Source organism: Streptomyces sp. HD (assembly GCF_028369295.1).
Lineage (GTDB): Bacteria > Actinomycetota > Actinomycetes > Streptomycetales > Streptomycetaceae > Streptomyces.
In genome coordinates this window covers 23,336-47,418 of record NZ_JAQMYP010000009.1, presented here as the reverse complement: position 1 = coordinate 47,418, position 24,083 = coordinate 23,336, and the positions used below count along the sequence as shown (strand labels likewise).

Annotated in this window: 24 protein-coding genes and 1 pseudogene; 16 read left to right on the top strand and 9 right to left on the bottom strand. The window is 71.4% G+C overall.

Translation table 11 applies throughout. From position 1 onward, the window contains the following. Positions 1-21: 21 nt before the first annotated feature. Positions 22-1,377, bottom strand: a complete 1,356-nt coding sequence (locus tag POF73_RS11295; RefSeq protein WP_272114475.1) for an aspartate aminotransferase family protein — start codon at positions 1,375-1,377, stop codon at positions 22-24. An 89-nt stretch (positions 1,378-1,466) separates the two neighbouring features. Then, entirely contained in the window at positions 1,467-1,709 is a 243-nt protein-coding gene (locus POF73_RS11290; protein WP_272114474.1) for a hypothetical protein, read from the bottom strand. A gap of 142 nt (positions 1,710-1,851) precedes the next feature. Here POF73_RS11290 and POF73_RS11285 point away from each other — a divergent pair, with 142 nt between their 5' ends. The 6 genes and pseudogenes from POF73_RS11285 to POF73_RS11260 all read left to right on the top strand — a co-directional run bounded on the left by POF73_RS11285 (position 1,852) and on the right by POF73_RS11260 (position 9,169). Continuing rightward, positions 1,852-2,499, top strand: a complete 648-nt coding sequence (locus tag POF73_RS11285) for a DJ-1/PfpI family protein (protein ID WP_272114473.1) — start codon at positions 1,852-1,854, stop codon at positions 2,497-2,499. Then, positions 2,496-2,954, top strand: a complete 459-nt coding sequence (locus POF73_RS11280) for a MarR family winged helix-turn-helix transcriptional regulator (protein ID WP_272114472.1) — start codon at positions 2,496-2,498, stop codon at positions 2,952-2,954. The genes POF73_RS11285 and POF73_RS11280 overlap by 4 nt, the downstream gene beginning before the upstream one ends. A gap of 78 nt (positions 2,955-3,032) precedes the next feature. Beyond that, on the top strand, positions 3,033-5,018 hold the full coding sequence (locus POF73_RS11275; RefSeq protein WP_272114471.1) for a serine/threonine-protein kinase: 1,986 nt from the start codon (positions 3,033-3,035) through the stop codon (positions 5,016-5,018). 57 nt (positions 5,019-5,075) lie between these two features. Next, positions 5,076-6,658, top strand: a pseudogene (locus tag POF73_RS11270) (PstS family phosphate ABC transporter substrate-binding protein). Positions 6,659-6,751: 93 nt separating this feature from the next. Continuing rightward, positions 6,752-8,194 (top strand): M28 family metallopeptidase, encoded by a 1,443-nt coding sequence (locus tag POF73_RS11265; RefSeq protein WP_272114469.1) that lies wholly within the window; start codon positions 6,752-6,754, stop codon positions 8,192-8,194. Between the two features lie 75 nt (positions 8,195-8,269). Further along, positions 8,270-9,169 carry an alpha/beta fold hydrolase gene (locus POF73_RS11260; RefSeq protein WP_272114466.1) on the top strand — a complete coding sequence of 300 codons (900 nt, stop codon included), beginning with the start codon at positions 8,270-8,272 and terminating at the stop codon, positions 9,167-9,169. 94 nt (positions 9,170-9,263) lie between these two features. Here the strand turns inward: POF73_RS11260 and POF73_RS11255 are convergent, their stop codons facing one another. Then, positions 9,264-10,016, bottom strand: coding sequence for an SLATT domain-containing protein (locus tag POF73_RS11255; RefSeq protein ID WP_272114465.1), 753 nt, complete (start codon positions 10,014-10,016; stop codon positions 9,264-9,266). 293 nt (positions 10,017-10,309) lie between these two features. Between POF73_RS11255 and POF73_RS11250 the strand changes: the two genes are divergently transcribed. The 6 genes from POF73_RS11250 to POF73_RS11225 all read left to right on the top strand — a co-directional run bounded on the left by POF73_RS11250 (position 10,310) and on the right by POF73_RS11225 (position 15,033). Then, positions 10,310-10,654 (top strand): YbaB/EbfC family nucleoid-associated protein, encoded by a 345-nt coding sequence (locus POF73_RS11250; protein ID WP_272114464.1) that lies wholly within the window; start codon positions 10,310-10,312, stop codon positions 10,652-10,654. Positions 10,655-10,745: 91 nt separating this feature from the next. Further along, positions 10,746-11,345 carry a recombination mediator RecR gene (recR, locus tag POF73_RS11245; protein WP_272114463.1) on the top strand — a complete coding sequence of 200 codons (600 nt, stop codon included), beginning with the start codon at positions 10,746-10,748 and terminating at the stop codon, positions 11,343-11,345. Next, entirely contained in the window at positions 11,338-12,000 is a 663-nt protein-coding gene (locus tag POF73_RS11240; RefSeq protein ID WP_272114462.1) for a DUF5063 domain-containing protein, read from the top strand. The genes recR and POF73_RS11240 overlap by 8 nt, the downstream gene beginning before the upstream one ends. A 110-nt stretch (positions 12,001-12,110) precedes the next feature. Then, the gene (locus tag POF73_RS11235) at positions 12,111-14,276 is read left to right on the top strand and encodes a tetratricopeptide repeat protein (RefSeq protein ID WP_272114460.1); all 2,166 of its coding nucleotides are present in this window, start codon (positions 12,111-12,113) and stop codon (positions 14,274-14,276) included. Positions 14,277-14,368: 92 nt separating this feature from the next. After that, positions 14,369-14,785, top strand: a complete 417-nt coding sequence (locus POF73_RS11230) for an SsgA family sporulation/cell division regulator (RefSeq protein ID WP_272114459.1) — start codon at positions 14,369-14,371, stop codon at positions 14,783-14,785. Next, on the top strand, positions 14,782-15,033 hold the full coding sequence (locus tag POF73_RS11225) for a helix-turn-helix domain-containing protein (RefSeq protein ID WP_272114458.1): 252 nt from the start codon (positions 14,782-14,784) through the stop codon (positions 15,031-15,033). Before POF73_RS11230 ends, POF73_RS11225 begins: the two co-directional genes overlap by 4 nt. Before the next feature lie 188 nt (positions 15,034-15,221). On the opposite strand, the gene POF73_RS11220 is transcribed toward POF73_RS11225, so the two are convergent. Further along, complete coding sequence (locus POF73_RS11220; RefSeq protein ID WP_272114457.1) at positions 15,222-15,485, bottom strand: hypothetical protein; 264 nt, start codon at positions 15,483-15,485, stop codon at positions 15,222-15,224. Positions 15,486-15,780: 295 nt separating this feature from the next. Between POF73_RS11220 and POF73_RS11215 the strand changes: the two genes are divergently transcribed. Further along, positions 15,781-16,008, top strand: a complete 228-nt coding sequence (locus POF73_RS11215) for a hypothetical protein (RefSeq protein WP_272114456.1) — start codon at positions 15,781-15,783, stop codon at positions 16,006-16,008. A gap of 6 nt (positions 16,009-16,014) precedes the next feature. Here POF73_RS11215 and POF73_RS11210 read toward each other — a convergent pair whose 3' ends face one another. Continuing rightward, the gene (locus POF73_RS11210; RefSeq protein WP_272114455.1) at positions 16,015-16,746 is read right to left on the bottom strand and encodes a sulfite exporter TauE/SafE family protein; all 732 of its coding nucleotides are present in this window, start codon (positions 16,744-16,746) and stop codon (positions 16,015-16,017) included. 111 nt (positions 16,747-16,857) lie between these two features. Between POF73_RS11210 and POF73_RS11205 the strand changes: the two genes are divergently transcribed. Then, positions 16,858-17,049: a hypothetical protein gene (locus POF73_RS11205; protein ID WP_272114454.1), complete on the top strand. Its 192-nt coding sequence runs from the start codon at positions 16,858-16,860 to the stop codon at positions 17,047-17,049. A gap of 168 nt (positions 17,050-17,217) precedes the next feature. Further along, on the top strand, positions 17,218-17,733 hold the full coding sequence (locus POF73_RS11200; protein ID WP_272114453.1) for an SgcJ/EcaC family oxidoreductase: 516 nt from the start codon (positions 17,218-17,220) through the stop codon (positions 17,731-17,733). On the opposite strand, the gene POF73_RS11195 is transcribed toward POF73_RS11200, so the two are convergent. The 4 genes from POF73_RS11195 to POF73_RS11180 form a co-directional block, all read right to left on the bottom strand. Beyond that, positions 17,699-19,084, bottom strand: a complete 1,386-nt coding sequence (locus POF73_RS11195; RefSeq protein WP_272114452.1) for a sensor histidine kinase — start codon at positions 19,082-19,084, stop codon at positions 17,699-17,701. The genes POF73_RS11200 and POF73_RS11195 overlap by 35 nt on opposite strands. Continuing rightward, positions 19,081-19,806 carry a response regulator transcription factor gene (locus POF73_RS11190; protein WP_272114451.1) on the bottom strand — a complete coding sequence of 242 codons (726 nt, stop codon included), beginning with the start codon at positions 19,804-19,806 and terminating at the stop codon, positions 19,081-19,083. Before POF73_RS11190 ends, POF73_RS11195 begins: the two co-directional genes overlap by 4 nt. Positions 19,807-19,930: 124 nt before the next feature. Then, a complete protein-coding gene (locus POF73_RS11185; protein ID WP_272114450.1) occupies positions 19,931-21,118 on the bottom strand; it encodes a cytochrome P450 in 1,188 nt (395 codons plus the stop codon). Further along, positions 21,108-21,665, bottom strand: coding sequence for a tRNA-dependent cyclodipeptide synthase (locus POF73_RS11180; protein WP_272114630.1), 558 nt, complete (start codon positions 21,663-21,665; stop codon positions 21,108-21,110). Before POF73_RS11180 ends, POF73_RS11185 begins: the two co-directional genes overlap by 11 nt. A 297-nt stretch (positions 21,666-21,962) precedes the next feature. Here POF73_RS11180 and POF73_RS11175 point away from each other — a divergent pair, with 297 nt between their 5' ends. Then, on the top strand, positions 21,963-24,032 hold the full coding sequence (locus POF73_RS11175; protein WP_272114449.1) for a tetratricopeptide repeat protein: 2,070 nt from the start codon (positions 21,963-21,965) through the stop codon (positions 24,030-24,032). The last annotated feature ends 51 nt before the right edge of the window (positions 24,033-24,083 follow it).

The window sequence follows — 24,083 nt, the reverse complement described above, 5'->3', positions numbered from 1 at the left end:
GCTGAAAGACAGAGGTGGTGCCTACTCCGTGTGTTCGTCTGCTGCCGACAGCGCCGTGTCCAGTGCTGCCAGGCCCTCCTTCAGTTCGGCCTCGCTGACGTTGCACGGGGGTACGACGTGGGTGCGGTTCATGTTCACGAAGGGCCAGATGCCGGACGACTTCGCGGCGGAGGTGAAGGCGGCCATCGGGGCGTTCGCCGCGCCGGAGGCGTTGTAGGGGACCAGGGGCTCGCGGGTCTCCCGGTTCTTGACGAGTTCGAGCGCCCAGAACATGCCGACGCCGCGGACCTCGCCGACGCTCGGGTGCCGCTCGGCCAGTTCGCGCAGCGCCGGTCCGAGGACCTCGGCGCCCAGGCGGGCGGCGTTCCGCACGATGCCCTCCTCGGCCATGACCTTGATCGTTGCGACGGCGGCCGCGCAGGCCAGCGGGTGGCCGGAGTAGGTCAGACCGCCCGGGTACGGCCGCTTCGCGAACGTCTCCGCGACGGCGCCCGAGATGGCCACACCGCCCAGCGGCACGTATCCGGAGTTCACGCCCTTCGCGAAGGTCATCAGGTCGGGGGTCACGCCGTAGAGGTCCGCCGCGAACCACTCGCCGGTCCGGCCGAACCCCGCCATGACCTCGTCCAGGATGAAGACGATCCCGTACTTGTCGCAGAGTTCACGGACGCCCGCCAGATAGCCGGGCGGGGGCAGCATGATTCCCGCCGTTCCCGGGACCGTCTCCAGGAGGATCGCGGCGATCGTCGACGGCCCCTCGAAGGCGATCGTCGTCTCCAGGTGCTCCAGCGCCCGGGCGCACTCCTGCTCCTCGGTCTCCGCGTAGAAACGGGAGCGGTAGAGGAAGGGCGCCCAGAAGTGCACGACACCGGCCGCGGCGGAGTCGGAGGCCCAGCGGCGCGGGTCGCCGGTGATGTTCACGGCCTGCTGGGTGCCGCCGTGGTACGAGCGGTACGCCGACAGCACCTTCGGACGGCCCGTGTGCAGACGGGCCATCCGTACCGCGTGCTCCACGGCGTCCGCGCCGCCGTTGGTGAAGAAGATCTTGTCCAGGTCGCCCGGCGTCCGCTCGGCGATCAGCCGCGCCGCCTCCGACCGCGCCTCGACGGCGAAGGCGGGCGCGAAGGTCGTCATCCGCGCGGCCTGCTCCTGTATCGCGGCGACGACCTTCGGGTGCTGATAGCCGATGTTCGTGAAGACGAGCCCGCTGGTGAGGTCGAGGTAGCGGTTGCCGTCGTAGTCCCAGAAGTACGACCCCTCCGCGCCGGCGACGGCGAGCGGGTCGATGAGCTCCTGCGCGGACCAGGAGTGGAACACATGCGCACGGTCCGCGGCCTTCACGGCGGCGCCGACCTCGGGATTTGGCTGAGGGGTCATGCGGGCGAGCGTAGGAGCCGGTGCCGGGGCCGCGATATCGGCGTCCTGTCTGCGGTCGGGGGGTTTCCGCGACAGGTTGTCGACAGGGCTCAGTGCCCGCGGGGCGACGTCAGCTCGTTCACCAGCGCGGTCAGCGCCGACTTCGGCACGGCATCGTTCGCCCCACCGTCCGTCTGTCCCCAGGCCGGGTTCGGGTCCGTGGAATTCGTGCCCTTGGACTCGTTGACCCCCTGGAAGAAGCCGAAGTCGAGGGGCCCTTCGTCGGCGTGGGCGGGGAGGGCGGCGGCGAGGAGGGCGGCGCCGGCGAGGGCGACGGCAGTGATGATCTTCATACTCGGATGAAACACGACGCCGACGCCAGGATGCCCTGATATGCGCTTTTGGGGGCGTGTGGCAAGGCGGACGGCCCAATGATTGACAGTAAGCTGTCGAAGTGACAGCATGTTGTCATCTTCGGGATCTCCAGGAGGAGCCATGAGCGACAGCACCGGCACCACCCGCAAGCCCGTGTATCTCGCCGTCTACGACACCCTCGCCGACTGGGAGCCGGGCCACGCCACCGCACAGCTGGCCCGCGCCGGGTACCGGATCCGCACCGTCGGCCCGACCCGCGAACCCGTCACCACCGTCGGCGGCCTGCGCATCCAGCCCGACCTGGCCCTGGCCGACGTACGGCCGTCCGACGCGGCCCTGCTGATCCTCCCGGGCGCCGACCTCTGGACCGAGACATCAGCCGCTGCCGCGGCGGGTGGCGACGACCTCGCCCCCTTCGCCCGCACCGCCCGCGCCTTCCTGGACGCCGGAGTGCCGGTGGCCGCGATCTGCGGGGCGACGGCCGGGGTGGCGCGCGAGGGGCTGCTCGACGACCGGGACCACACGAGCGCGGTCTCCTTCTATCTGGCCGCGACGGGGTACGGCGGCGGCGAACGGTACGTCGAGGCCGACGCCGTCACCGACGGAGGGCTCGTCACGGCCGGCCCCACCGAACCCGTCGCCTTCGCCCGGGAGATCCTGCGGCTGCTGAAGGTGTACGACGACGAGGTCGTCGACGCCTGGTACCGCCTGTTCCACGACTCCGACGCCGAGGCGTACGCCGTCCTCGAAAAGGCCGGGGTCCTGTGAGCCGCGAACGACAGGACCTGCTCAGCCGCAGCGCGCTCGGGGTCTTCCGTCTCAATGGCCAGTTCCTCGCGGTCGCCGAGGAACTGGCCGGGCCGGCCGGGCTGACGGCGGCCTGGTGGCAGGTGCTGGGCGCGGTGCTGGGCGATCCCCTACCCGTCTCCGGCATCGCCCGGGCCATGGGCATCACCCGGCAGAGCGTGCAGCGCATCGCCGACCTGCTGGTCGAGAAGGGCCTCGCCGAGTACCGGCCCAACCCGGCCCACCGCCGGGCCAAGCTGCTCGCGCCGACCGAGGAGGGGCGGGCCGCGGTCTCCCGTATCAACCCCGGTCACACCGCCTTCGCGGACCGGCTGGCGGAGGCCTTCGGGGAGGCGGAACTCGCCGAGGCCGTACGGGTTCTGGAACGGTTGTCGAAGGTCCTCGACGACCTCGCCGTTCCTGTTACGGAACCGTAGAGGCGGCCCCGCTCACCTCCCCATATGCCGCACTATCGTGGGGCCGACGCGTAGGCGGGGGCTGGTTGGGGGCGTGCGATGGAGAAGCTGGGGGCGGGGGATCCTCAAAGGATCGGGGCTTATCGGCTGCTGGGGCGGCTGGGTGCGGGCGGCATGGGGGACGTCTATCTCGCCCGCTCCGACCGCGGCCGTACCGTCGCCGTCAAGCTCGTGCGGCGGGAGCTGGCCGCGCAGGAGGAGTTCCGGGCCCGGTTCCGGCAGGAGGTGCAGGCCGCGCGGCAGGTCGGCGGGTTCTGGACCGCGCCGGTGCTCGACGCGGACACCGAGGCCGAGGTGCCCTGGGTCGCCACCGGGTATGTCGCCGGGCCCAGCCTCCAGCAGGTCGTCGGGCACGACCACGGGGCGCTGCCCGAGCGTTCGGTACGGATCCTGGCGGCGGGGCTGGCACACGCGCTCAAGGACATCCACGCCGCGGGGATCGTGCACCGGGATCTGAAGCCGTCGAACGTCCTCGTCACCATCGACGGGCCCCGCGTCATCGACTTCGGGATCGCCCGCGCCCTGGAGACGGTGGACGAGAGCGGGCTCACCCGCACCGGCGCCCTCGTCGGATCGCCGGGGTTCATGGCGCCCGAGCAGGTCCGCGGCGACCGGATCACGCCCGCCTGCGACGTGTTCTGCCTGGGCTCGGTGCTCGCGTACGCCGCGACCGGCAGGCTCCCCTTCGGCTCCGTCGACAGCGGCGCGCACGCCGTGATGTTCCGGATCGCCCAGGAGGAACCCGACCTGGAGGGAATGCCCGAGGGCATCGCCGAACTGGTCCACGACTGTCTGCGGAAGGCCCCGGGGACCCGGCCGACACTGGCCCGGATCCTGGAGCGTACGGGGGCCGACGACACCGTCTCCGGCGGGCGCTCCCGGGACCCCTGGCTGCCGAGTGCGCTGGTGGCACAGCTGGGACGGCATGCGGTGCGACTGCTGGACACGGAGGATCCGGTGGGGCCGGGGGAGGGCCGTTCGGCGGTGCAGGGTCGTTCGGCGGTGGCGGGGGGCTCGGCGGTGGCGAGAGGTTCCGGGGAGCCGACTCCCGCGGCATCCCCCGAGCACGCCCCGGCCGCCGGGGTGACGCCCCCGGACCAGCTCCCCACCATGGCCGCCACACGGAACGGCGAGGTCGCTCCGCAACAGCACCCGCAGCAACCGGCGTACGGCTACCCGCCGGGGGGTCCGGACACGCCGGGGGGCTCGAACCCGCCCGGGGGTTCGACACCGCCGAGCGGCCCGCCCTCGCCGTACGGCGCGAGTCCGTCGTTCGGTGCGGGACCGTCGTTCGGTGCGAGTCCCTCGTTCGGCCCGACCTCGCCTCACGGCCCGGCCTCGCCGTACGACCAGAACCCGGCGTACGACCAGAACCCGGCGTACGGCCCGCCTCCGTCGTACGGCCCCACCCCGCCCTACGACCCGCCCCTGCCGTACCTCCCCACCGCCCCGCCCGAGGGGCCCCGCCGGAGCGGTCGTTCCACGGCGGCGCTCGTTCTCGTCGCGCTGGTCGTCGCGCTCGCGGCGGGTGGCTCCGTGTACGGCCTCATGAACGGCGGTGGCGGCGAGCGGAGCGGTGGCGATCCGACCTCCTCCCCGACCATCAGTACCGACCCCACGGGCTCGGGCCCCACCACCTCCCCGAGCCCGTCGGCACCGTCCGCACCGTCGGACGGCGTGATCCCCACCGCCTACCTGGGCACCTGGGGCGCCTCGATCGACAGCGGCGCCGGTGTGAACACCCGTCGGCTGACCATCCGGCAGGGCGAGGTGGGCGACACGGTCCTGTCCCTCGTCGCCGAGGGGCCCTCCGGCACCGGCAGGTATCACTGCGAGTTCGAGGCGGAGCTGACCGGGGAGCCGGGCGGCGACGGCCCGTTGCGGATCGGCCCGTCGACCGTGACGGCCGGCGAACCGGCGACCTGTTCGCCGGGCGAGGCCACCGAGATCACGCTGCTGCCGTCCGGCGGGTTGCAGCGCGTGACCACGAGCAGCGGGGAGAAGCTGACGTACACCAGGCAGTAACCCCAAGTACCCGTACAAGTAAGGGCGTTGAGGTCGGGCGAGCCTACGGTGACCCCGGTGGAGTGGCTGAGCGCAGAGAACATCGTGGCCGTCGGGACGGCGGTGCTCGGTGTCGTCGCGTCGGGCGTCATGGTCTGGTACGAGCGGCGCGTGCCGCGCAGGTGGGGGCACCTCCCACGCCTTTAAGGCAGTGGGGGAGGGTCGGCTACCGCGTCCAGATGGACAACCCGATAGGCGACGACGTGCGGTCGGGCCGGGCCAACGTCCGGCTCGGGCTGTTCGACGCGGACATGGACGACGCGACCCTCGTGCTGCTGCGCGTCGAGAACGACGGGTCGCAGAGCATCGACCGGGACGACTACACCGGCCCCGAACCCCATGGCCTCACCGCGGTGTTCACCGACCGCACCATCCGGGGCGTCTCGGTCACCCAGCCGACCGACATCGACCACCTCATGGACCACTTCACAGCACAACGCGGCTTCGGCTACGAGGGCAACCGGCTGCGCATCCCGCGCGTCCCGCTCAACCCCGGCGACCACTACAAGCTGCTGGTGCTGCTCTCCGGCGGCGACGTCGGCGCCGAGATCCGGCTGCGCGGCGGCATCCGGGACGGTGAGGTGCACCCCAACCGCAGTGCCACGCCGGACGACAAGGCGCCGGTGTTCACCCTGCCGGCCAGGATCTTCACCGGACTGCTCACCCTCTCCGTGCTGGGGCTCGCGGGCATCGTCGTCTTCCGTGACGGCAACCCGATCGAGTGCGAGCGGGGCGGGCTGACGGTGATCGGCTCGACCGCCTTCGAGCCGGTGATCTCGACACTGGCGAAGAGCTACGAGCGCAAGTGCGCGGGCGCCGAGATATCCGTCGAGACGCGCGGCAGCGAGGCCGGCGTCGCCGAACTCGCCGCCCTGGCGGACCGGTCGAAGTCGCGGGCGCGGTCCGTGATCGCCTTCTCCGACGGCCCGCTGGGCGACCGTCTCGGCCTGAAGGGGAAGAAGGTCGCGCTGTCCGTCTTCACGCTCGTCGTCAACGACGGCCTCGATCTCGGGCCGGACGGCCTGACCGTGACGCAGGTGCGGGACATCTACAAGGGCCGGTACAAGCGGTGGGGCGAGGTGCTCCGCGGGGCCGACAAGGCGACCGCCGACCTGCCCGTCGTCCTCGTCAGCCGCAGCGACAGCTCCGGGACACGGCAGGCCTTCCAGGACCGGGTGCTGGGGCAGTGGGAGCAGGCGCAGAGCACCTCACTGGACTGCCGGCCGCCCAAGGGCACGGTCACCGCCGTCACGCGCTGCGAACTCGCCGGCACCAGTGACGTCCTGGACAAGGTGGCCGGGCAGCCCGGCGCCCTCGGCTACAGCGAACTGAGCGTCGCCGCCAGGCACGAAGGGGTGCGCACCGTGCCGCTCGACGGCGACCGCGCCGACGTGGACGAGATCGAGCGCGGCGACAGCGCCTACCCGTACCGCGACATCGAGTACGCCTACACCTACGGCACCGCCGCCGACGACACCCTCACCTCCGGGTTCCTCGCGTACCTGGACGAGGAGAGCAGCCGGCAGGTGATCCGCACGCAGGGGCATCTGCCGTGCGGGACGCCGGTGGGGCTCAAGTTGTGTGCGGGCGCCCGGAGTTGAGGTGACGCACGCGGTCGACGTGCCCTTGCCGTTGGTTGCCGTGTCCACAACCATTGCGGGGGTCGGTCGGCATCAGCAGCCCCGGGAGGACACATGCGTCGCAGCCCCACGAGAAGAACGGTCCTGACGACCACGGCGGCGACCGCGGCGGCGGTGACCACGGCGACGACCGGTGCGAGCGGCACGGCCGAGGCGGCCCCGGCCTCGGCCGACGCGCGGGCCGGCGCCCCTGCGAGCCGGCCTCCGGCGACCGCCCAGCGCCCCACCCGCGAACTGCGCGCCCTCCTCCGCGAGATCGACCCGGACCGCATCGAGGCGACGACTCGCAAACTGGTCTCCTTCGGCACCCGCCACACCCTCTCCGTCCAGGACGACCCGGCGCGCGGCATCGGCGCGGCCCGCGACTGGCTGGCGGCGGAGCTGAGGTCGTACGCGGCGGACTCCGGCGGCCGGATGACGGTCGAGCTCCAGTCGTACGTCCAGGAACCGGCCCCGCGCATCCCCACCGCGACCCGCATCACGAACGTGATCGCGACCCTGCGCGGCTCCGTGACACCGGAGCGAATCCATGTCGTCTCCGGTCACTACGACTCCCGTGTCACCGACGTCATGGACGCCACCTCCGACGCGCCGGGCGCGGACGACGACGCGTCGGGCGTGGCCGTCGTACTGGAACTCGCGCGGGTGCTGGCGAAACGCCGTCCGGCGTCGACGATCGTGTTCGCGGCGGTGGCCGGGGAGGAGCAGGGGCTGTACGGATCGGCGTATCTGGCACAGCAGTTGAAGGCGGCGGGCGCGGATGTGCAGGGCATGTTCACGAACGACATAGTCGGCAGCTCGACGGCGGACGACGGCACCCGTGACCCGTACACGATCCGGCTGTTCGCCGAGGGAGTCCCCTCGTCCGAGACCCCCGAACAGGCGGCCGTCCGCCGCTCGGTGGGCGGCGAGAACGACTCGGCGACCCGCCAGCTGGCACGGTTCGTCCGGGACGTGGCCGACAACGACGCGACCGGGATGCGCGTCCGCGTGATCTACCGCCGGGACCGCTACCGGCGGGGCGGCGACCACATCCCCTTCCTCGAACGCGGCTACCCGGCCGCCCGCTTCACCGAACCCGCCGAGGACTTCGCCCACCAGCACCAGGACGTCCGCGTCGACGAGAGCGGCAAGCAGTACGGCGATCTGCCGGAGTTCTGCGACTTCGACTTCACGGCGAGGGTGGCCCGGGTGAACGCGGCCACGCTGTGGACCCTGGCCCAGGCGCCGGGCACCCCGGCCGGCGCCAAGATCATCACCACCGACCTCACCAACTCCACCCGCCTGGTGTGGACGCGGGGCACGGAAGCGGCCCTCGCGGGCTACGAGATCGTCTGGCGGGAGACGACGGCTGCCGAGTGGACGCATGTCGTGCCGGTGGGCGACGTGACGGCACACGAGGTGGATCTGTCGAAGGACAACGTGTTCTTCGGGGTGAGGGCGGTGAATCGGTCGGGGCTGCGGAGTCCGGTGGCGTTCCCTGCTCCGCAGGCGTAGCGGTCGTGGCCGTGGTCGTCGGGGGCGTTTAATCCGATGCTCGAAGCGCCGGGTGCCCCCTACGGTGAAGCCCATATGACTCTCCTACATGCTCATGACTACGGGGGCGATGGCCCGCAACTGGTTCTTCTGCACGGCTACGGACGGTCGTTCACCGACTGGGACGCCTCGGCCGCCCACCTCACCGCCGGGCACCGTGTCCTCGCCGTGGACCTTCCCGGGCATGGCCGCTCGCCCGGCACCTCCTCCTGGACCATCCCCACCGTGGTCCGGGACATCGCGGACACGCTCGACGCACACGGCGTGCCGGAGGCCGTCGTGGTGGGCCACTCCCTCGGCGGCCTGGTGGCGGTCGAGTACGCGCGGGCGAGCTCGGACCGTGCCCGTGCCCGTTCCCGGGCCCGTGCCCGTGCCGCCGTGAATCTCGACGGCTTTTGGTGGGCACGTGAGTTCCCCGGCGCCGAGCAGGTGGCCGCGGGGCTGCTGGCGTCGGCGGGGGCCGTCGCGTCACCCGAGTACATCGAGGAGCAGGTCGCCAAAGTCGCCCCGTTCGGGATTCCGGCCGACCGGGCGGAGACCGCCGCCCGCGCGGCCGCCCGCCCGTTGCCCGACGGCAGATGGCAGACGCTGCCGAGCCGGGCCGAGGCACAGGGGGTCCTCGACGAACTCCACGGCATCGGCGCGCTCGGTGTCACCAAGTGGCTGGACGGGGTCGACGTCCCGCTGCTGCTGGTGCAGGCCGGCCGACGGCTGCCGACCGCGCCCGGCATGGAGTGGTTCGACGAGTTCAGCGCCCGGTTCGCACAAGGGGTCTCCGACGAACTGGCCGAGCTCTCCCGCACCCGGCCGACCATCGGCGTCAGCCGGATCGACGCCACCCACATCATGAACATGGAGGCCCCGGAGGCGGTGGCGACCCTGGTCACCGAGTTCGTACGGGGCCTGCCCGCCTGGAACGAGGGCTGCCCCGACTGAAACCGGGACCGGGACCGCCCGCCCGGAACATGACGACGCCCCGCGCGGCCCGCGCGGGGCGTTCACCGGAGGCGCTCCGTAGGCTCCCCAGGCCCTATCGAGGCTCGGGCGGTCGCTGGCGTGGCATGTTCGGGCGGGCACCGTTGGGTGGTGGTACCGCGAGCCGGCCCGGCCCGGACCCCGCGTCATGGCGCGTGCCTCCGGCCACCGCCGACTGGATGCCCATCGGCGCGGACCCGGTCCGGAACTCCACCATCCAGTCCGCCGTCTCGGCGCGCACCAGCTCGGTCACGTCCTCCGAGAACCGCCGCAGCACCCCGAGGCACCGCTCCGCCGCCTCACCGGCCGTGCCCTCGGCCGGCCCCAGGATCTCCCTCACGTTCTCCGTCGCCCAGTCGAACTGCAGCACCTGCAGCCGCCGCTGCACCGCCTGAGCCGTGGCGACGTCCCTTATCCACCCGGACGTCACCCCGAAGAACCGGTCCACCGCCACACAGGCCACGGCCAGCAGCAACGCGAGATACCCCCAGGGGGCCACCCCGCTCGCCATCCCCGTCAGGTCGAGGAGCGGCAGCGCGGCCCCGACGACCGCCCCCGCCGCCGCCCCGCCCCGCAGCGCCCGAGCCCCCCGCCGCTTCCACACCCGGTCGGCCAGATACCACGCGGCCGTGTTCAGCGCCCCCCGCTCCACCCACCGGTACAGCTCGTCCAGTCTCACCGCCGGCTCCCCCCAGTCCCCGTGCGGAAACGCCCGCCCCCTCAGATCACCCGGCCGAAGTCCGGCCACCCCTTCGCCGCCCCGCCCGTCCTTCGGCGACCTGTCGGGCTGCATCTCCGGCTGACCCACCCGCCACTCCCTACTGTCACGGTGCGTGACATCACGTACGACGTACGTACCGGGTACGACCCCCCGCAGCGCACGGAACGTCACGCGACACCTGAGGCTGACGCGCCGGAATCCTTCCTAGCGCCCAATGGGTGGCGAAGAGATGCCTTTCGCCTCTTTTCCGCCCGGAAGGGGGCCTTGATCAGGTATAGGACTCCCGTTCCTCTCACTCGAAAGAGTGCCGGGGCGACGGCTGCGCAGACCACGTAGGCTCGTGCTGAACGGGAAAGCCGTAGACACGCAAGGAGCTGATCGTGATCCCCGGTGGTGGCCAGCCGAACATGCAGCAGCTGCTCCAGCAGGCCCAGAAGATGCAGCAGGACCTGGCGAGGGCGCAGGAGGAGCTGGCTCAGACGGAGGTCGAGGGCCAGGCGGGCGGCGGTCTGGTGAAGGCCACCGTGACGGGCTCCGGTGAACTCAGGGCGCTGAAGATCGACCCGAAGGCGGTGGACCCGGAGGACACCGAGACCCTCGCCGACCTGGTCATCGCGGCCGTACAGGCGGCCAACGAGAACGCGCAGAACCTCCAGCAGCAGAAGCTGGGACCGCTGGCCCAGGGCCTGGGCGGCGGCAGCGGCATCCCCGGCCTGCCGTTCTGACGTTCCGGGCGTTCCCCACTTGTCTTTCTAAGAGGGGCCACCGCCAACTACCGTACGTACCGTAAGGAACCCCAGGAAGGACGGCAGTCCGTTGTACGAAGGCGTGGTCCAGGACCTCATCGACGAGCTGGGTCGGCTGCCCGGCGTCGGTCCCAAGAGCGCGCAGCGGATCGCCTTCCACATCCTCCAGGCGGAACCGACGGACGTACGGCGCCTCGCCCAGGCCCTCATGGAGGTCAAGGCGAAGGTCCGCTTCTGCGCGACGTGCGGGAACGTCGCCCAGGAAGAGCTGTGCAACATCTGCCGGGACGCCCGCCGCGACCCGGCGGTGATCTGCGTGGTCGAGGAGCCGAAGGACGTCGTGGCGATCGAGCGGACCCGCGAGTTCCGCGGCCGTTACCACGTCCTCGGCGGCGCGATCAGCCCCATCGAGGGGGTCGGACCGGACGACCTGCGTATACGAGAACTTCTCGCGAGGTTGGCCGACGGGACGGTCACGGAGCTGATCCTGGCCACCGATCCGAATCTTGAGGGCGAGGCCACGGCCACGTACCTTGCGCGCATGATCAAGCCCATGGGCCTGAAGGTCACCCGCCTGGCCAGCGGCCTCCCGGTGGGTGGCGACCTGGAATACGCGGACGAGGTCACCCTCGGCCGCGCCTTCGAGGGGAGACGACTCCTAGATGTCTGACGCCAAGCTGCACGCGACCGGCCAGAACCCGGACGACTTCGTGGTCCAGATCGCGGACCAGATCGAGAGTTTCCTGGTCGCCGTGACGGAGGTCGCGAAGGGCGACGAGCCGGGCTCGACGGTGCCCTTCCTCCTGCTGGAGGTCTCCCAACTGTTGCTGGCCGGAGGCCGCCTCGGCGCCCACGAGGACATCGTTCCCGAGGAGCGCTACGAGCCCGACCTGGGCCCCGAGGGGGACGTCGACGAGCTCCGTGAGAACCTCGCCCGCCTGCTGGACCCGGTGGACGTCTACTCGGAGGTCTTCGACCCCTACGAGCCCCGCAAGGCCCCCGTCCCGGCCCGGATCTCCGACGACCTGGCCGACGTCATCACCGACCTGCGCCACGGCATGGCCCACTACCGCGCCGGGCGCACCGCCGAGGCTCTGTGGTGGTGGCAGTTCTCCTACTTCTCCAACTGGGGCTCGACGGCGTCCGCGACCCTGCGCGCGCTGCACTCGGTCCTGGCCCATGTGCGGCTGAACCAGCCGTTGGAGGAACTGGACGGCCTGGACACGGACCAGGGCGTGATGGGCGACGAGACGCTGGAGTTCGAGGCCGGCCAGGTCATGGAGCAGGAGATCGGGGAGCAGCTGGGGCTGCGCCCGGCGAACTGACGTCCCTTCGGGGTCCAGGACCGGGTCCTCGATGGTCCCGGGCTTCGACAGCCGTCCAACAGCCTCCACTTTCCTGACAGTTGTCCGTCCGGTGCGTCACCATGTGAGGCATGAGTGGCGTGTTCGAGGGGTGGCGACCCGGCGCGACCGCGTCGGGGGACGGCTCGATCGCGGCGACGGGTTCGATCGGCCTGGCGCAGGCCGGGGACAACTCCACGGCCACGCTCGTCGGGACGGCGGTCACGCTGACGCCGGAGGCGCTGGCGCTGGCCATGGCGCTGCCCGCGCAGGTGCCGAGGACGGTGAATCTGCCGGACCGCGCCGGAGGCCTGTTCGTCGGCCGGGAGCGTGAACTGCGCCTGCTGGACGAGGCGTTCGAGCAGGCGGGCGGCGTGGTCGTGCACGCGGTGCACGGCCTGGGCGGCATCGGCAAGTCGACACTGGCCGCGCACTGGGCGGGGCGCCGGGCGGCGGACTTCAACCCGGTCTGGTGGATCACCGCCGAGAGCCGCCCGGACCTGGACGCGGGCCTGGCGGAACTGGCCCGGGCACTCCACCCGACGCTGGTCGGCACCCTCGCCGAGGAGGCCCTGCGCGAGGCGACCCTGCAGTGGCTCTCGGCCCACGAGGGCTGGCTGCTGATCCTGGACAACGTCTCGGACCCGGCGGACGTCGACTGGCTCCTGGACCGGACACCCAACGGCCGCTTCCTGATCACCACCCGGCACAGCGGCGCCGGTTGGCGAGGCATGGCCGGACTGCTGGACCTCGACCTCCTCGAACTCCCGGAAGCGGTACGGCTGTTCACGCGCATCTACGACGGTCCCTCCGACGGCGTGGAGGAGCTGTGCGCCGAACTCGGCCGACTGCCCCTCGCCGTTGACCAGGCGGCGGCGTACTGCCGGGAGGCCGAGATCACGCCGCGGACGTATCTGGAGTGGCTCGCGGCCTACCCGGGACGGCTCTTCGCGGCGACGACCGAGGGCGGGGACACCGAGCGGACTGTCGCCCGGGTCTGGCGGATGACCCTCGACCGGCTGGCGGACACGCCGCTGGCGGAACGGATCCTCCGGATCATGGCGTGGTGGGCGCCGGAGGGCATCCCCCGCGAACTACTGGCGGACCTCGCCGATCCGCCGGCGGTCACGGACGCACTGCGGCGGCTGTCGGCCCACAGCATGATCAGGGTGCGGGGGGATGTGATCTCCGTGCACCGGCTGGTGCAGGCGGTGGCTCGGACGTCGGAGGGTGCGGCGGGGGGTGTGGAGGAGGCGCGGCGTACGGCGGGGGAGTTGCTCGACCGTGCCATGACGCGTGCGCAGACCTCGCGGGACGGGATGCGGCTGGGGCGGGTGTGCGCGGACCATGCCGAGGTGCTGGCGGCGCACGTGGGGGACGACAGCGAGGAGGTGGATGTTTCCCGGCTGTTCGCGATGGCCAGCGCCTTCCTGGGGGCGACGACGGCCTTCGGACGCGCCCTGGCCCTGGGCGAGCGGGCGGTCGCTCTGGTGGCGCGCAAGTACGGGCCGGACCATGTGCACCGCCTCGCGGCGAGCCGGGCGCTCGCCTCCGTCTGCGAGAACGCGGGCGAGCGGGACAGGGCCGTGGCCGAGTACATGCGGTTGGCCGTGGACTGCGAGAGAGTCCTGGGACCTGACCACCCCAGCACCATCCAGGCACGTCTCCGCCTGTGCTGTGCCGCGTTGAACAGGCCTGATCCGCCGCGTGCCACGCTGCGTGCGCTCGGGGAGCAGCTGGAGCTGGCCGTGAGGGTGCTGGGTCCGGGACATCCCGTTGTGCTGGAGGCGCTCGTCCCGGTCTTCACGTTGTTCCGGGTATCGGCCGAGGTGCGTCCGGAGGAGGACGGGGCGATGGCGGTCGAAACCATTGAGGTGGCACTGGCCGGAACAGCCGAGAGGCTGACCCCCGGGGACGAGACCCTCGCCCATATGAAGTGGGAGCTGGCCGCCGCGCGGATGGCTGTCGGTGATGTCGCGGGTGCCGTCGCCGTCGCCCAGGAGTTGGTGGACGAACTCCGGCAGCGCTGGGGTGACGCGGACACAAGGACGTTCACGGCGCGGGTGAATCTCGTGAACGTTCTGATGAGCGCGAGGGAGACGGATCGGGCCCGGCAGCTCGCGTCGGTACTCCTCGCGGACAGCGAGCGTCTCCTGGACGACTCGCCGAGCACCAGGGCAGTTCGCAAGCGCCTGAGCGCCGTTCTGGCACGTACTACTGGGCCGGATGTGACGCGGGTTACAGAAGAAGGCTTCTGAAGTGGCGTAATGCTCGACCCCCTACGGCGCTCTCACAGGCACACCGATCGGTTCCCCCGACCGGTGCCCCGCCCCCCGAACGGAGCCCGACCATGCACGTCACCCTGGAGCAGCCGACCGGCGCCCATCTTGTGACCGCCGCGGACCAGGACATCGCGATACCGGCGACCCTCCGCTACACCTCCGCCGACCCGCTGGCCGTCCACCTCGACTTCCCGCCCCATGTCACGCTCGACGGCGAGGTCACGACCTGGACGTTCGCCCGTGTCCTGCTGGGCGAGGGACTGTGCGCGCCCGCCGGGCTCGGGAGTGTGCGGGTCCGGCCGTGCGGGGCGTCCCACACGTACGTCGAGTTCCACTCCCCGGTGGGCACGGCAGTGCTCCGGTTCGCCACCTCCGACCTGTACCGCTTCCTGGCCCGCACCTACACCGTGATCGCCCCCGGCGAGGAGACCGTGGGCGCAGAACTGGACCACGGTCTCGTCACGCTGTTCGGGGGGCGGGTGTGATCCGCGGCGGTCTTCGGGGCCCGCTGTCCGCGCCGCAGGCGTACGCCCTCGGACACCGGCTGCGGGAGGCCCGCGAGGAACAGGGCCTGACGCGCGGGCAGGCCGCCGACGCCGCGGACTTCTTCCCGACGTGGATCTCGCAGATAGAGGGGGGCGAGATCGACGACCTGGAGACCATGCGCACCTACGCCCGAGCCCTCGGCACCCGCATCACGGTGCCGCGCACTGCCCGCATACGGCGGTCCTGACCGCACGAACTCCTTCATGATGGACGCATGGCGACTCGGTCAAAGGCGTTGGTGTGGACGGGAATCGGGCTCTGCGTGGCGGGGGCCGCGGGGTTGGGCGTGGGCGGCGCGCTGGACGTTGCCGCCGCGGATCCATGGGCGAGCGTGGCCGGGGGAGCGGCGGGGTTGCTCGGGTTGGCGGTGACGCTTTACGCGCTTCTTGGACCGACGCCGACGCCGACGCCGCCGACAACGACGCCGACACCGGCGCCGGATCCGACGTCCACGCCCTCCGGCTCCGTGACGGCGAGTGGTGCGCGTTCGGTCGCCGCGGGCGGCAGCATCGGGGCCGTGGCGACTGGGGACGGGGCCTCTGCCGCACCCCCTCCGACGATGCCCGCCTCACCATCTCGACCGGCGAACGGGCCGGTGACCGCCTCCGGGGAGCGGTCCGTCGCAGCCGGCGGTGACATCGGGTCGGTGTCGACGGGGGACACGTGAGCGGGGCGGCGGCGGAGGCGGCGGGGGACCGCTCGGTCGCCGCGGGCGGGTCCATTCGGCAGGCGCTCAGCGGCGACGGCGCGGTCGCGTACCAGGTGGAGAAGTCCCTGACACTTCCGCCGGAAGCGCTTCAAATGCCGCCGCAGGCTCCACCTGGCCCGGGCGAAGCCCAGGCGTTCCGCCAGGACGGCGGTCATCGAGATCGAGCGGCTGCTGGAGAAGGCCGTACGGGCCCGGGGCGAGACCGGTGAGGCGGCCCTCCACCTCATGTGGACGCTCGGCGAGGTCCGCGAGGCGGCGGGCGATCTCGCCGGGGCGATCCGGGTGACCGAGGAGTATCTGCGGAAGCGTCCGGTGCCGGACGACGGCGTGGACACACAGGGGCTGTTGGCGCGGGAGCGGCTCGACGAGTTGCTCAGGAAGGCGGGGGAGCCGGACGAGCCGGACGGGGCGGACCAGGCGGACCAGGCGGACCAGGCTGACGACGGTGGCTGAGCGGGATCACATGCCCACCAGGCCCTTCCCCACCGTCACCACCCCACCCGCCAGCGCCAGCCCCAACACCATCAGCCGCGCCCGCCGTTCGGAGGTGCGTCCGGCGAGCCACCCGCCGATCAGCCCACCCGTCACCATCGCTGCGACCACCGTCACCCACCGCCCCGCCCTCAGTTCCGGCACCCCGTTGACCGCCAACGAGAACACGTTGACGACCACGCCGTAGAACTGCGCGTTCGGCACGAACTCCCGTACCGTCCAACCGGCGTTGACCGCGTACAGGGACACCGGCGGGCCACCCACTCCGGCGGCGGAGTTCATGAATCCGCCCACCGCCCCGGCCGCGACCGCGCCCTTGGTGCCGCGCAGGGCGGGGAGCCGGGCGCCGCGCATGACCAGGAGTACGGCGATCGTCACCAGGCCGCCCATGAGCAACAGCAGGACCGGTTCGGGGAGTTGGCGTGTCGTCCAGGTGCCCGCCGGGACCGTGCAGGCCGCCGCGGCGCACAGCGGCAGCATCGCGGCCGGCCGCACCTGCCGCCAGCCGCTCGCCAGGCCCACGACGCTGATCGCGCCGCACGTGCAGTTGGCGAGGACGACACCCTGCGCCGGCCCGAGCAACAGCACCAGCGCGGGTACGGCGACCAGGGCGAAGCCCATGCCGGTCAGCCACTGGACGCAGGAGCCGAGCAGCACGATGCCGGCCAGCAGTGCCTCGCTCGCCACGGTGTAGCCCACTACACCACCCCTTCGGGAGACCACTCCCTCGTCGCTCGCCCCCGGAAACGGAATCGTTGATCTCGCCAGGTCAACGGCCGCCACCGTGGCCCCACCCCGAAGGAAACCGTCATGAAGGCCTTCCTGTCCTCCCGCCCCGTCCTGTGGTTCCTCTTCCTCTTCAACGCAGTCGTCGCCGCGGCCGCCCCCTTTGTCGTCGACGGCTCCCAGGGCATCATGACCGCGGCCGGCATGGGCGTCGTGTCGCTCGGGGCCGGGGCGGAGCTGGTGCGCGGGCGTGGGAAGCGTCCTGACTCTGTGTGATCGCCCTAATACGCGGCGTGAATTAGAAGTGTGCTGTCCCGGGCCTGTACGTGCGCTGCACGGGCCCTAACCGGTGTCCGGCGAATCTGGAGTCACTTCCACCGCAGAGGCAAGCGCCCAACAGGACGCGGAGGGAGGCAAACCCACCAGACCACCTCTGGAGATGCAATGACTCGTAGGGCCGGTAAGTCCATACGCAAGCGCGTAGCCATTGTCACCGCCACCGCCGTGGTCACCGTCGGCACCGTCGCCGCCGGTGCCGCTGTCGCCGGCCCCTCGTGGGGCGAGAGCAAGCGGCCGACCGGGAAGCAGGTCGCCGGGTTCTTCGACAACTGGAACAAGGCGCTGCAGACCGGCGACCCGGAGACGGTCGCGGACCTGTACGCGAAGGACGCGGTGCTGCTGCCGACCGTGTCCAACAAGGTCCGCGCCGACCGCGCCGCCATAGTCGACTACTTCGAGCACTTCCTGGCGAACAAGCCGGTCGGCAAGAAGATCGAGTCGCACGTCAACGTCCTCGACGGGAACTCCGCGCTCGACGCCGGTGTCTACCAGTTCACGCTCACCGACCCCAAGACCGGCGAGAAGAGCGTCGTCAAGGCCCGCTACACCTACGAGTACGAGAAGCGGGACGGTGAGTGGCTCATCGTCAACCACCACTCCTCGAAGATGCCCGAAGGCTGATCGTCACCTTCAGCCCGCCCTCGGGCGAGTCCCCGAGGGCCACGGTCCCGCCGTCGTCGGTCACCAACTGCTTGACGACGGCGAGGCCGAGCCCGGAACCGGCCTTCCCGGTCAGGCCCTGGCCGCGCCAGAAGCGGTCGAAGGCCCGGGACTTCTCGGCGTCCGACATACCGGGCCCCTCGTCCAGAACCGAGAGCACCACCTCGTCGCCCCTCGGCTCCACCCGGACGGTGATCGTGCCGCCGTCCGGCGACACCTCCAGGGCGTTCGAGAGCACGTTGTCCAGCACCTGGTCCAGATGACCGGGGCTGGCCAGCACAAGCAGCCGGCCGTCGGCATTCCCCCTGAGCGCGATGGTGACTCCGCGCTCGTCGGCGGCCGGCCTCCACACGTCCAGCCTCTCCCGCACGATGTCCCACAGGGCGAGCGGCTCCGAGGCCGCCACCTTGGCCTCCGCACGCGCCAGCACCAGCAGGCCGTTCACCAGCCGGCTCATCCGCACGACCTCGGCCGTGGCCTGCTCCACGTCCTCCTTGACGAAGTCGTCGTCCACGCCGTCCGCGATGTTGTCCAGCGACAGCCGCAACGCGGTGAGAGGGGTACGGAGTTGATGCGAGGCGTCCGCCACGAAGATGCGCTGCGCCGCGACCAGGGTGTCCAGGCGTTCCGCGCCCTGGTTGAGGGTGCGCGCCAGCGTCTGGGTCTCCGGCGGGCCCGTCACCGGGGAACGGGCGGTCAGATCCCCGTCGCTGAACTTGCTCGCCATGTCGTTGAGCTGGCGCAGCGGCCGGGTGATACGCCGGGCCACCGCGGCGCCGATCACAGCGGCCACGGCGAGCACGACCACCGCGAGTCCGGCGCGGAAGCCCCAGATCTGCCAGAGCCGACTGGTCATGCCGTCGGTCTCGTACACGATGCGTACGGCGCCGACGACCGGGCCCCTGTTGCGTCCGTCGAGATCCTTCGCGCTCGCGCGGGCGGGCACCGTGATCATCAGCTCCGGCCCCCAGATGAAGGACGAGCCCCAGTCAGTGGTGGGCTCGCCCGTCTCCAGGGCCTTGGCCAGGGCCGCATCCTGCTTCGGACTCGGCAGGTCCGTGTCGCAGCGCCGGGTCACCTCGACCCTGCCGTCCGTCTGCCCTTCGTACGCCGTGGCCATCTCCTTCAGCGCCGCGCACGACGGGGCGTTGCCGTTGCCGAGGAGCAGGGCCATGGTGTTGGCCTCACGCAGGACGGAGTCCGCGGTGTCCTGACGCAGCTGGTCCGTGAGCGTGAAGGCCACCGGCACGGTGAACAGGGCGATCGCGACCGCGACGAGCAGGACGTAACTGCGGATGAGCTGACGGATCATGACGCGCCGCTACCGCCGTCGCCCTTGTCGCCCTCGCCCCGGTCACCGCTGACGATCTCCAGCCGGAAGCCGACCCCGCGCACCGCCTCGATGGTGATCGCCCCGGCGAGCTTGCGCCGCAGCGCCGCCACATGCACGTCCAGTGTCTTCGTCGGACCGAACCAGTTCGCGTCCCAGACCGCTTCCATGATCTGCTCGCGCGACATCAGTGCCCCGGGCTCCTCGGTGAGGAAGGCCAGCAGGTCGTACTCCTTGGGCGCGAGGCCCACCTCCTCGCCGTCCAGGCGGACGCGGGCCGCCTTGCGGTCGATGGTGAGGCGGTCTCCGTACCGGTCCGGGCCGGCGGCCTCGGCGGCAGCGGCCGTACGGGGCTGCATGCGGCGCATGACGGCTCGTATCCGGGCGATGACCTCACGGACCCCGAACGGTTTGGACACGTAGTCGTCGGCGCCGAGCTCCAGGCCGACCACCCGGTCCGTCTCGTCGCTGCGGGCGCTGATCACGATGATCGGCACGTCACCGCGCTCGCGCAGCGCCTTGCAGACGTCGAGACCGTCGGTGTCGGGCAGCCCGAGATCGAGGAGTACGACGTCGTAGGGGGTGTCATGGCTCAGCGCCGCGGCACCCGTGCTGACCCATGCCACCTCGAAGCCGTAGCGCAGGAGTCCTCGCCGGAGCGACTCGGCGACCGGTTCGTCGTCTTCCACCAGAAGTACGCGCACAGGCGGAACCATAGTGGTTGAACTTTAAAGACGGCCGGTCGCCGAGCCCGTGACCAGGTGTTAAGCGGGCAAATTGGTTGCTATCGCATGGTTACGGCATGGCTGTCGCACGGCTGGCGCGCCGCTACCACATGATCGGCAGCCGCTCCGGAATCCGCTTCATGAACCCGGTGCGCCACACCAACTGCTCGATCGGCACCGCGAGCCGCAGCGTCGGCAGCCGCTCCAGCAGGGTCTCCAGGGCGATCTCCGCGTGTCTGCGGCCGAGCGCGGTGGCGGGGCAGTAGTGGCGGCCGCCGCCGAAGGAGAGGTGGGCGGTGGCGTTCTCGCGGCCGAGGTCGACCGTGTGGGGATCGGGGAAGGCGGCCGGGTCGAAGTTCGCGCCCTCGACGAGGACGAGGACCAGGTCACCGGCCTTCACGTCCACGTCTCCCAGCCGTACGTCGGCCAGCGCGAGGCGGGGCAGGCCGTCGCCGATGGACAGGTTGATGCGCAGGAGCTCGTCCACGGCGGCCGGGATCCTTCCGGGGTCCGCGACGAGCTCGGCCTGGAGGTCCGGGTGCTGGATCAGCGACACCAGGGCCATGGTCAGGAATCCCGAGGTGGAGATGACACCCGCGCCGAACATGGTCACCCCGACCGTCGCGAGCATCTCGTCGGTGAGGTGGTCGTAGTCCGGGTCGGCGCGCAGGGCGGCGAGTTCGGCCATCAGCCCGGTCGTCGCCGGGTCGTCCAGCCGTTCCGCCATGTACGCGATGTCCCGGTCCCAGTTGAGCCGGGCGCCCGCGACCGGGCAGGCCGAGTTCATGAACGCGATGTCCAGGCTCCGCATCAGCCGGGGCGCGTCCGTGTCCGGGATGCCGAGGATGCGGCAGTGCATGCCGGCCGAGTACGGGTCGGCGAAGCCGCCGCGCAGGTCCGCCGGGGCGCCCTCGCCGATCAGCCCGTCGACGAGCTCGACGGCGTACGACCGCATCCACTCCGCGAGCCCGGGACTCTTCGGATTGAGCGCCCTCAGTACGGCCTTGCGCAGTCCGGCGCCGGTGATGTTCCCCATGTTGTTGACGACCTCGGGCGGGATCGTCAGCGCGTACTGGCGGGGGACGCCGGGGGCGGAGGTGTCCTTCAGGCTGAACCGCGGGTCTTCGAGGACCTGCTTGCAGAGGTCGTACGACGACACGAGCCAGGCTTCGTCGCCGGCGATGGTGCGGACCCGGCGCACCGGGGTGCGGGTGCGCAACTCCTCGACCTCATCGGGGAGTTGGTCGCCGCGCCATGAGAACGGGAAGTCGAGCAGGTCTTCAGTGAGCATCGGCGGTCCCGTCCGTGTCGGTTCCCTCGGCCGGCGTGACGATGGCGTGGCCCTGGTTGCGGGAGGCGCGCAGGCCGGCGCCCCGGGAGTAGAGGAGCTCGGCCATCGGCAGGAGCTGGTGGTAGCAGTTCAGGGAGGAGGGGACGCCGAGGATGGCGGGGGTGTCCAGGAAGAGGGGTGCCTCGGCGCAGACGTAGGCGAGGCAGACCTCGCGCTGCGCCTCGGTCACCCGGCTCACCTTCTCGGCCAGGAAGGAGTCCACGAGCTTCGCGCAGGTCGTGCGGAACTCGTCGTCGGTGGTGAGGCGGGCCTGGAGGCGGTCGTGGATCTCGCGGTACGCCGGGTTGCCGCGGAAGTCGGACATCGCGTGGGCGCGGAGGCGTTCGCCGCCGGGGTCCACGGCCTGTACGGCGCCGAGGACCTTGGCCCGTACGCCGCGCAGGTTCTTCACCGCCTTGCGGCGCGCGTCGTCGGGCGGATAGCCGGACGCCACGTACATCTCGGCCACGTACAGGTCCGTGTAGACGAAGTCCACCCGCTCGAACAGGGCGAGGCCCCAGCGGGCGAGGTCGTGGACCCGTTGCGCGGAGAAGTAGCTGTTCCCGGGGGGAGACGCCGATGACGGCGTGGTCGCCCGCGGCGCGGATGACTTCGCAGTGGGGCGTGAAGGGCTCGACCTCGAAGAGGTCGGCCGGCGGATCGAATGAGGTGACGTGCTGGATCTCTGCTGCGGTCGCAGTCGTCAAAGGAGGAGAATCCTTCGCGTCGCAAGTCCCGATGGAGCCTTGTGCCCCTGGTGTGGCGACGACGACGCGAAGTTAGCGGTCGACTACGGAGAGCGTCAATGGCGGAGGCTTCGGGGGAGCGGGCGGTCGCCGCGGGCGGGGACGTGCGCAACATCGCGACCGGGGACCACGTTCAGCAGATCGACCGGGCGACGGTGCTGCCGGCGGAAGCCCTTGTTCCGGTGGGGGAGTTGGCGAAGCGGCTGGTCGATTGGCCTGTGCCGACGCGGGTGTTCGTGGGGCGGGAGCGTGAACTCCGGCTGCTGGACGATGCGCCGAGGGTGGTGTGCGTGCACGGCCTCGGAGGCATCGGCAAGTCCACGCTCGTGGCGAAGTGGGTCCGGGACGGCGCGGCCGACTTCAATCCCGTGTGGTGGATCACCGCCGATACGCCCGCCGCGATCGACGCGGGACTGACCGGGCTCGCGATGGCCATGCAGCCGCAACTGGTGGACGTACTGCCTCAACAAGCCCTGCGCGAACGGGCGTTGCAGTGGCTTGCCACGCACGACGGGTGGCTGATCGCCCTCGACAACGTGAGCGAACCGGCGGATGTGCTGCCGCTGCTGGAGCGGGTGCCGGGCGGGCGCTTCGTGATCACCAGCCGACGGGGGACCGGGTGGCACGGAACGGCCGGGTGCGTGGACCTGGACGTGCTCGACACCGGGCACGCGGCGGAGCTGTTCGAGCGCATCTGTCCGGGCGGTGACGGTGCGGACGTGTCCGAGCTCGTCGAGGAACTGGGGAACCTGCCGCTGGCGGTGGAGCAGGCCGCGGCGTTCTGCCGGGAGGCGGGGACCTCGGCGCGGCGGTATCTGGAGCTGCTGGCCGAGTATCCGGCGGACATGTTCGGCGCGGCGGCCGAGGGCGGGGATCCGGAGCGGACGGTGGCCCGGGTCTGGCGAGTGACGCTGAGCCGGCTGGCCGAGGGCGGCGGAGCGGCGGTCGACCTGCTGCACGTCCTCGCCTGGTTCGCTCCGGACGGCATTCCCAGGAGCCTGCTGGAGCCGGGGGCGAATCCGGTGGAGCTCACCCGCGCATTGGGCCGCCTCGCCGCCCACAGCATGATCTCCATGCAGGGGGACACGCTCTCCGTCCACCGCCTGGTGCAGGCCGTCGCCCGGACGCCCGGTGAGCACACGACTTCGAGGCCCGGGGCGATCGCGGCCTACCGGGATCACGCGATCCGGCTGCTCCTCCGGTCCCTTCCCGCGGAGTCCGAGGATGTCGCCACCTGGCCCGCCTGGCGTTCTCTGATGCCCCATGTCGAAGCGCTGGTCGACCGTGTGAAGGCCGACGAGGACACGGAGGAACTCAGCTGGGTCGAGTACGAGGCTGGGCTGTTCCTCATGGCTCAGGGGGAGGCGCGACAGGCGGTACGTCTCCTGGACCGCGCACTCGCCACCTTCGTACGGCTGCTGGGCGCCGAGCGCCCCGAAGCGCTGGCCGTGGCGACGGGCCTCGCCCAGGCGCACGCGGCGGCGGGGAACTTCTCCGTGGCGATTCCCCTGGCGGAGCGGACCTGCCAGGACGGCGCGCGGATCCTGGGCGAGGACGATCCTCGGCTCTGGGTACTGCATGCCGGCCTCGGCACCGTGCACTACCAGGCCGGCAACCGGGCGGTCGCCATGGAGCTGTACGCGCGCTCGCTGCGCGAGCTGCAGCGCACCGCGGGCCCTGACGACCTCCGCACGCTCAGGGCCGAGGGCAGCCTTCTGACCAGCATGGTCGCGGTGGGTGAAGCGAAGAGCGCGGTGCCACTGCTACGGCAGTACCTGGCGGACTGCGTACGCATGCACGGGGAGGACCATCCGGTGACGCTGACCGCCCGCAACAACCTGGCGGGGGCCTGTCAGGACGCCGGGGACGTGGAACAGGCGATCGAGCTGCTGCGCCGCAACGCCGACGACCATGTGCGTCTGATGGGTGCCTCCCACTGGCAGACCCTGGCGGCGCGGCAGAACCTGGGATGCGCGTACCACCGGGCGGGCAGAGCGAGCGAGGCCGTCGTCGTCCTTGAGCAGGTCCTGGAGGACTGCGTGCGCAGCCTCGGCGAGGATCATCCGGACACCCACAGCGTGCGCGCCGACCTGGCGGAGGCCCGAGAGAGCCTGTCGCCCCCCGAGTGACCTGTCCCACTTTCCGGAGTGCTGGGCTCCTCACCGGGCAGACACGACCCC

Excerpts from the sequence above, each read along its gene's own strand:
- POF73_RS11295 (WP_272114475.1), bottom strand. The coding sequence starts at position 1,377 with ATGACCCCTCAGCCAAATCCCGAGGTCGGCGCCGCCGTGAAGGCCGCG.
- POF73_RS11290 (WP_272114474.1), bottom strand. The coding sequence starts at position 1,709 with ATGAAGATCATCACTGCCGTCGCCCTCGCCGGCGCCGCCCTCCTCGCC.
- POF73_RS11285 (WP_272114473.1), top strand. The coding sequence starts at position 1,852 with ATGAGCGACAGCACCGGCACCACCCGCAAGCCCGTGTATCTCGCCGTC.
- POF73_RS11275 (WP_272114471.1), top strand. The coding sequence starts at position 3,033 with ATGGAGAAGCTGGGGGCGGGGGATCCTCAAAGGATCGGGGCTTATCGG.
- POF73_RS11265 (WP_272114469.1), top strand. The coding sequence starts at position 6,752 with ATGCGTCGCAGCCCCACGAGAAGAACGGTCCTGACGACCACGGCGGCG.
- POF73_RS11260 (WP_272114466.1), top strand. The coding sequence starts at position 8,270 with ATGACTCTCCTACATGCTCATGACTACGGGGGCGATGGCCCGCAACTG.
- POF73_RS11240 (WP_272114462.1), top strand. The coding sequence starts at position 11,338 with ATGTCTGACGCCAAGCTGCACGCGACCGGCCAGAACCCGGACGACTTC.
- POF73_RS11235 (WP_272114460.1), top strand. The coding sequence starts at position 12,111 with ATGAGTGGCGTGTTCGAGGGGTGGCGACCCGGCGCGACCGCGTCGGGG.
- POF73_RS11230 (WP_272114459.1), top strand. The coding sequence starts at position 14,369 with ATGCACGTCACCCTGGAGCAGCCGACCGGCGCCCATCTTGTGACCGCC.
- POF73_RS11220 (WP_272114457.1), bottom strand. The coding sequence starts at position 15,485 with ATGTCACCGCCGGCTGCGACGGACCGCTCCCCGGAGGCGGTCACCGGC.
- POF73_RS11215 (WP_272114456.1), top strand. The coding sequence starts at position 15,781 with ATGTGGACGCTCGGCGAGGTCCGCGAGGCGGCGGGCGATCTCGCCGGG.
- POF73_RS11205 (WP_272114454.1), top strand. The coding sequence starts at position 16,858 with ATGAAGGCCTTCCTGTCCTCCCGCCCCGTCCTGTGGTTCCTCTTCCTC.
- POF73_RS11200 (WP_272114453.1), top strand. The coding sequence starts at position 17,218 with ATGACTCGTAGGGCCGGTAAGTCCATACGCAAGCGCGTAGCCATTGTC.
- POF73_RS11195 (WP_272114452.1), bottom strand. The coding sequence starts at position 19,084 with ATGATCCGTCAGCTCATCCGCAGTTACGTCCTGCTCGTCGCGGTCGCG.
- POF73_RS11185 (WP_272114450.1), bottom strand. The coding sequence starts at position 21,118 with ATGCTCACTGAAGACCTGCTCGACTTCCCGTTCTCATGGCGCGGCGAC.
- POF73_RS11175 (WP_272114449.1), top strand. The coding sequence starts at position 21,963 with ATGGCGGAGGCTTCGGGGGAGCGGGCGGTCGCCGCGGGCGGGGACGTG.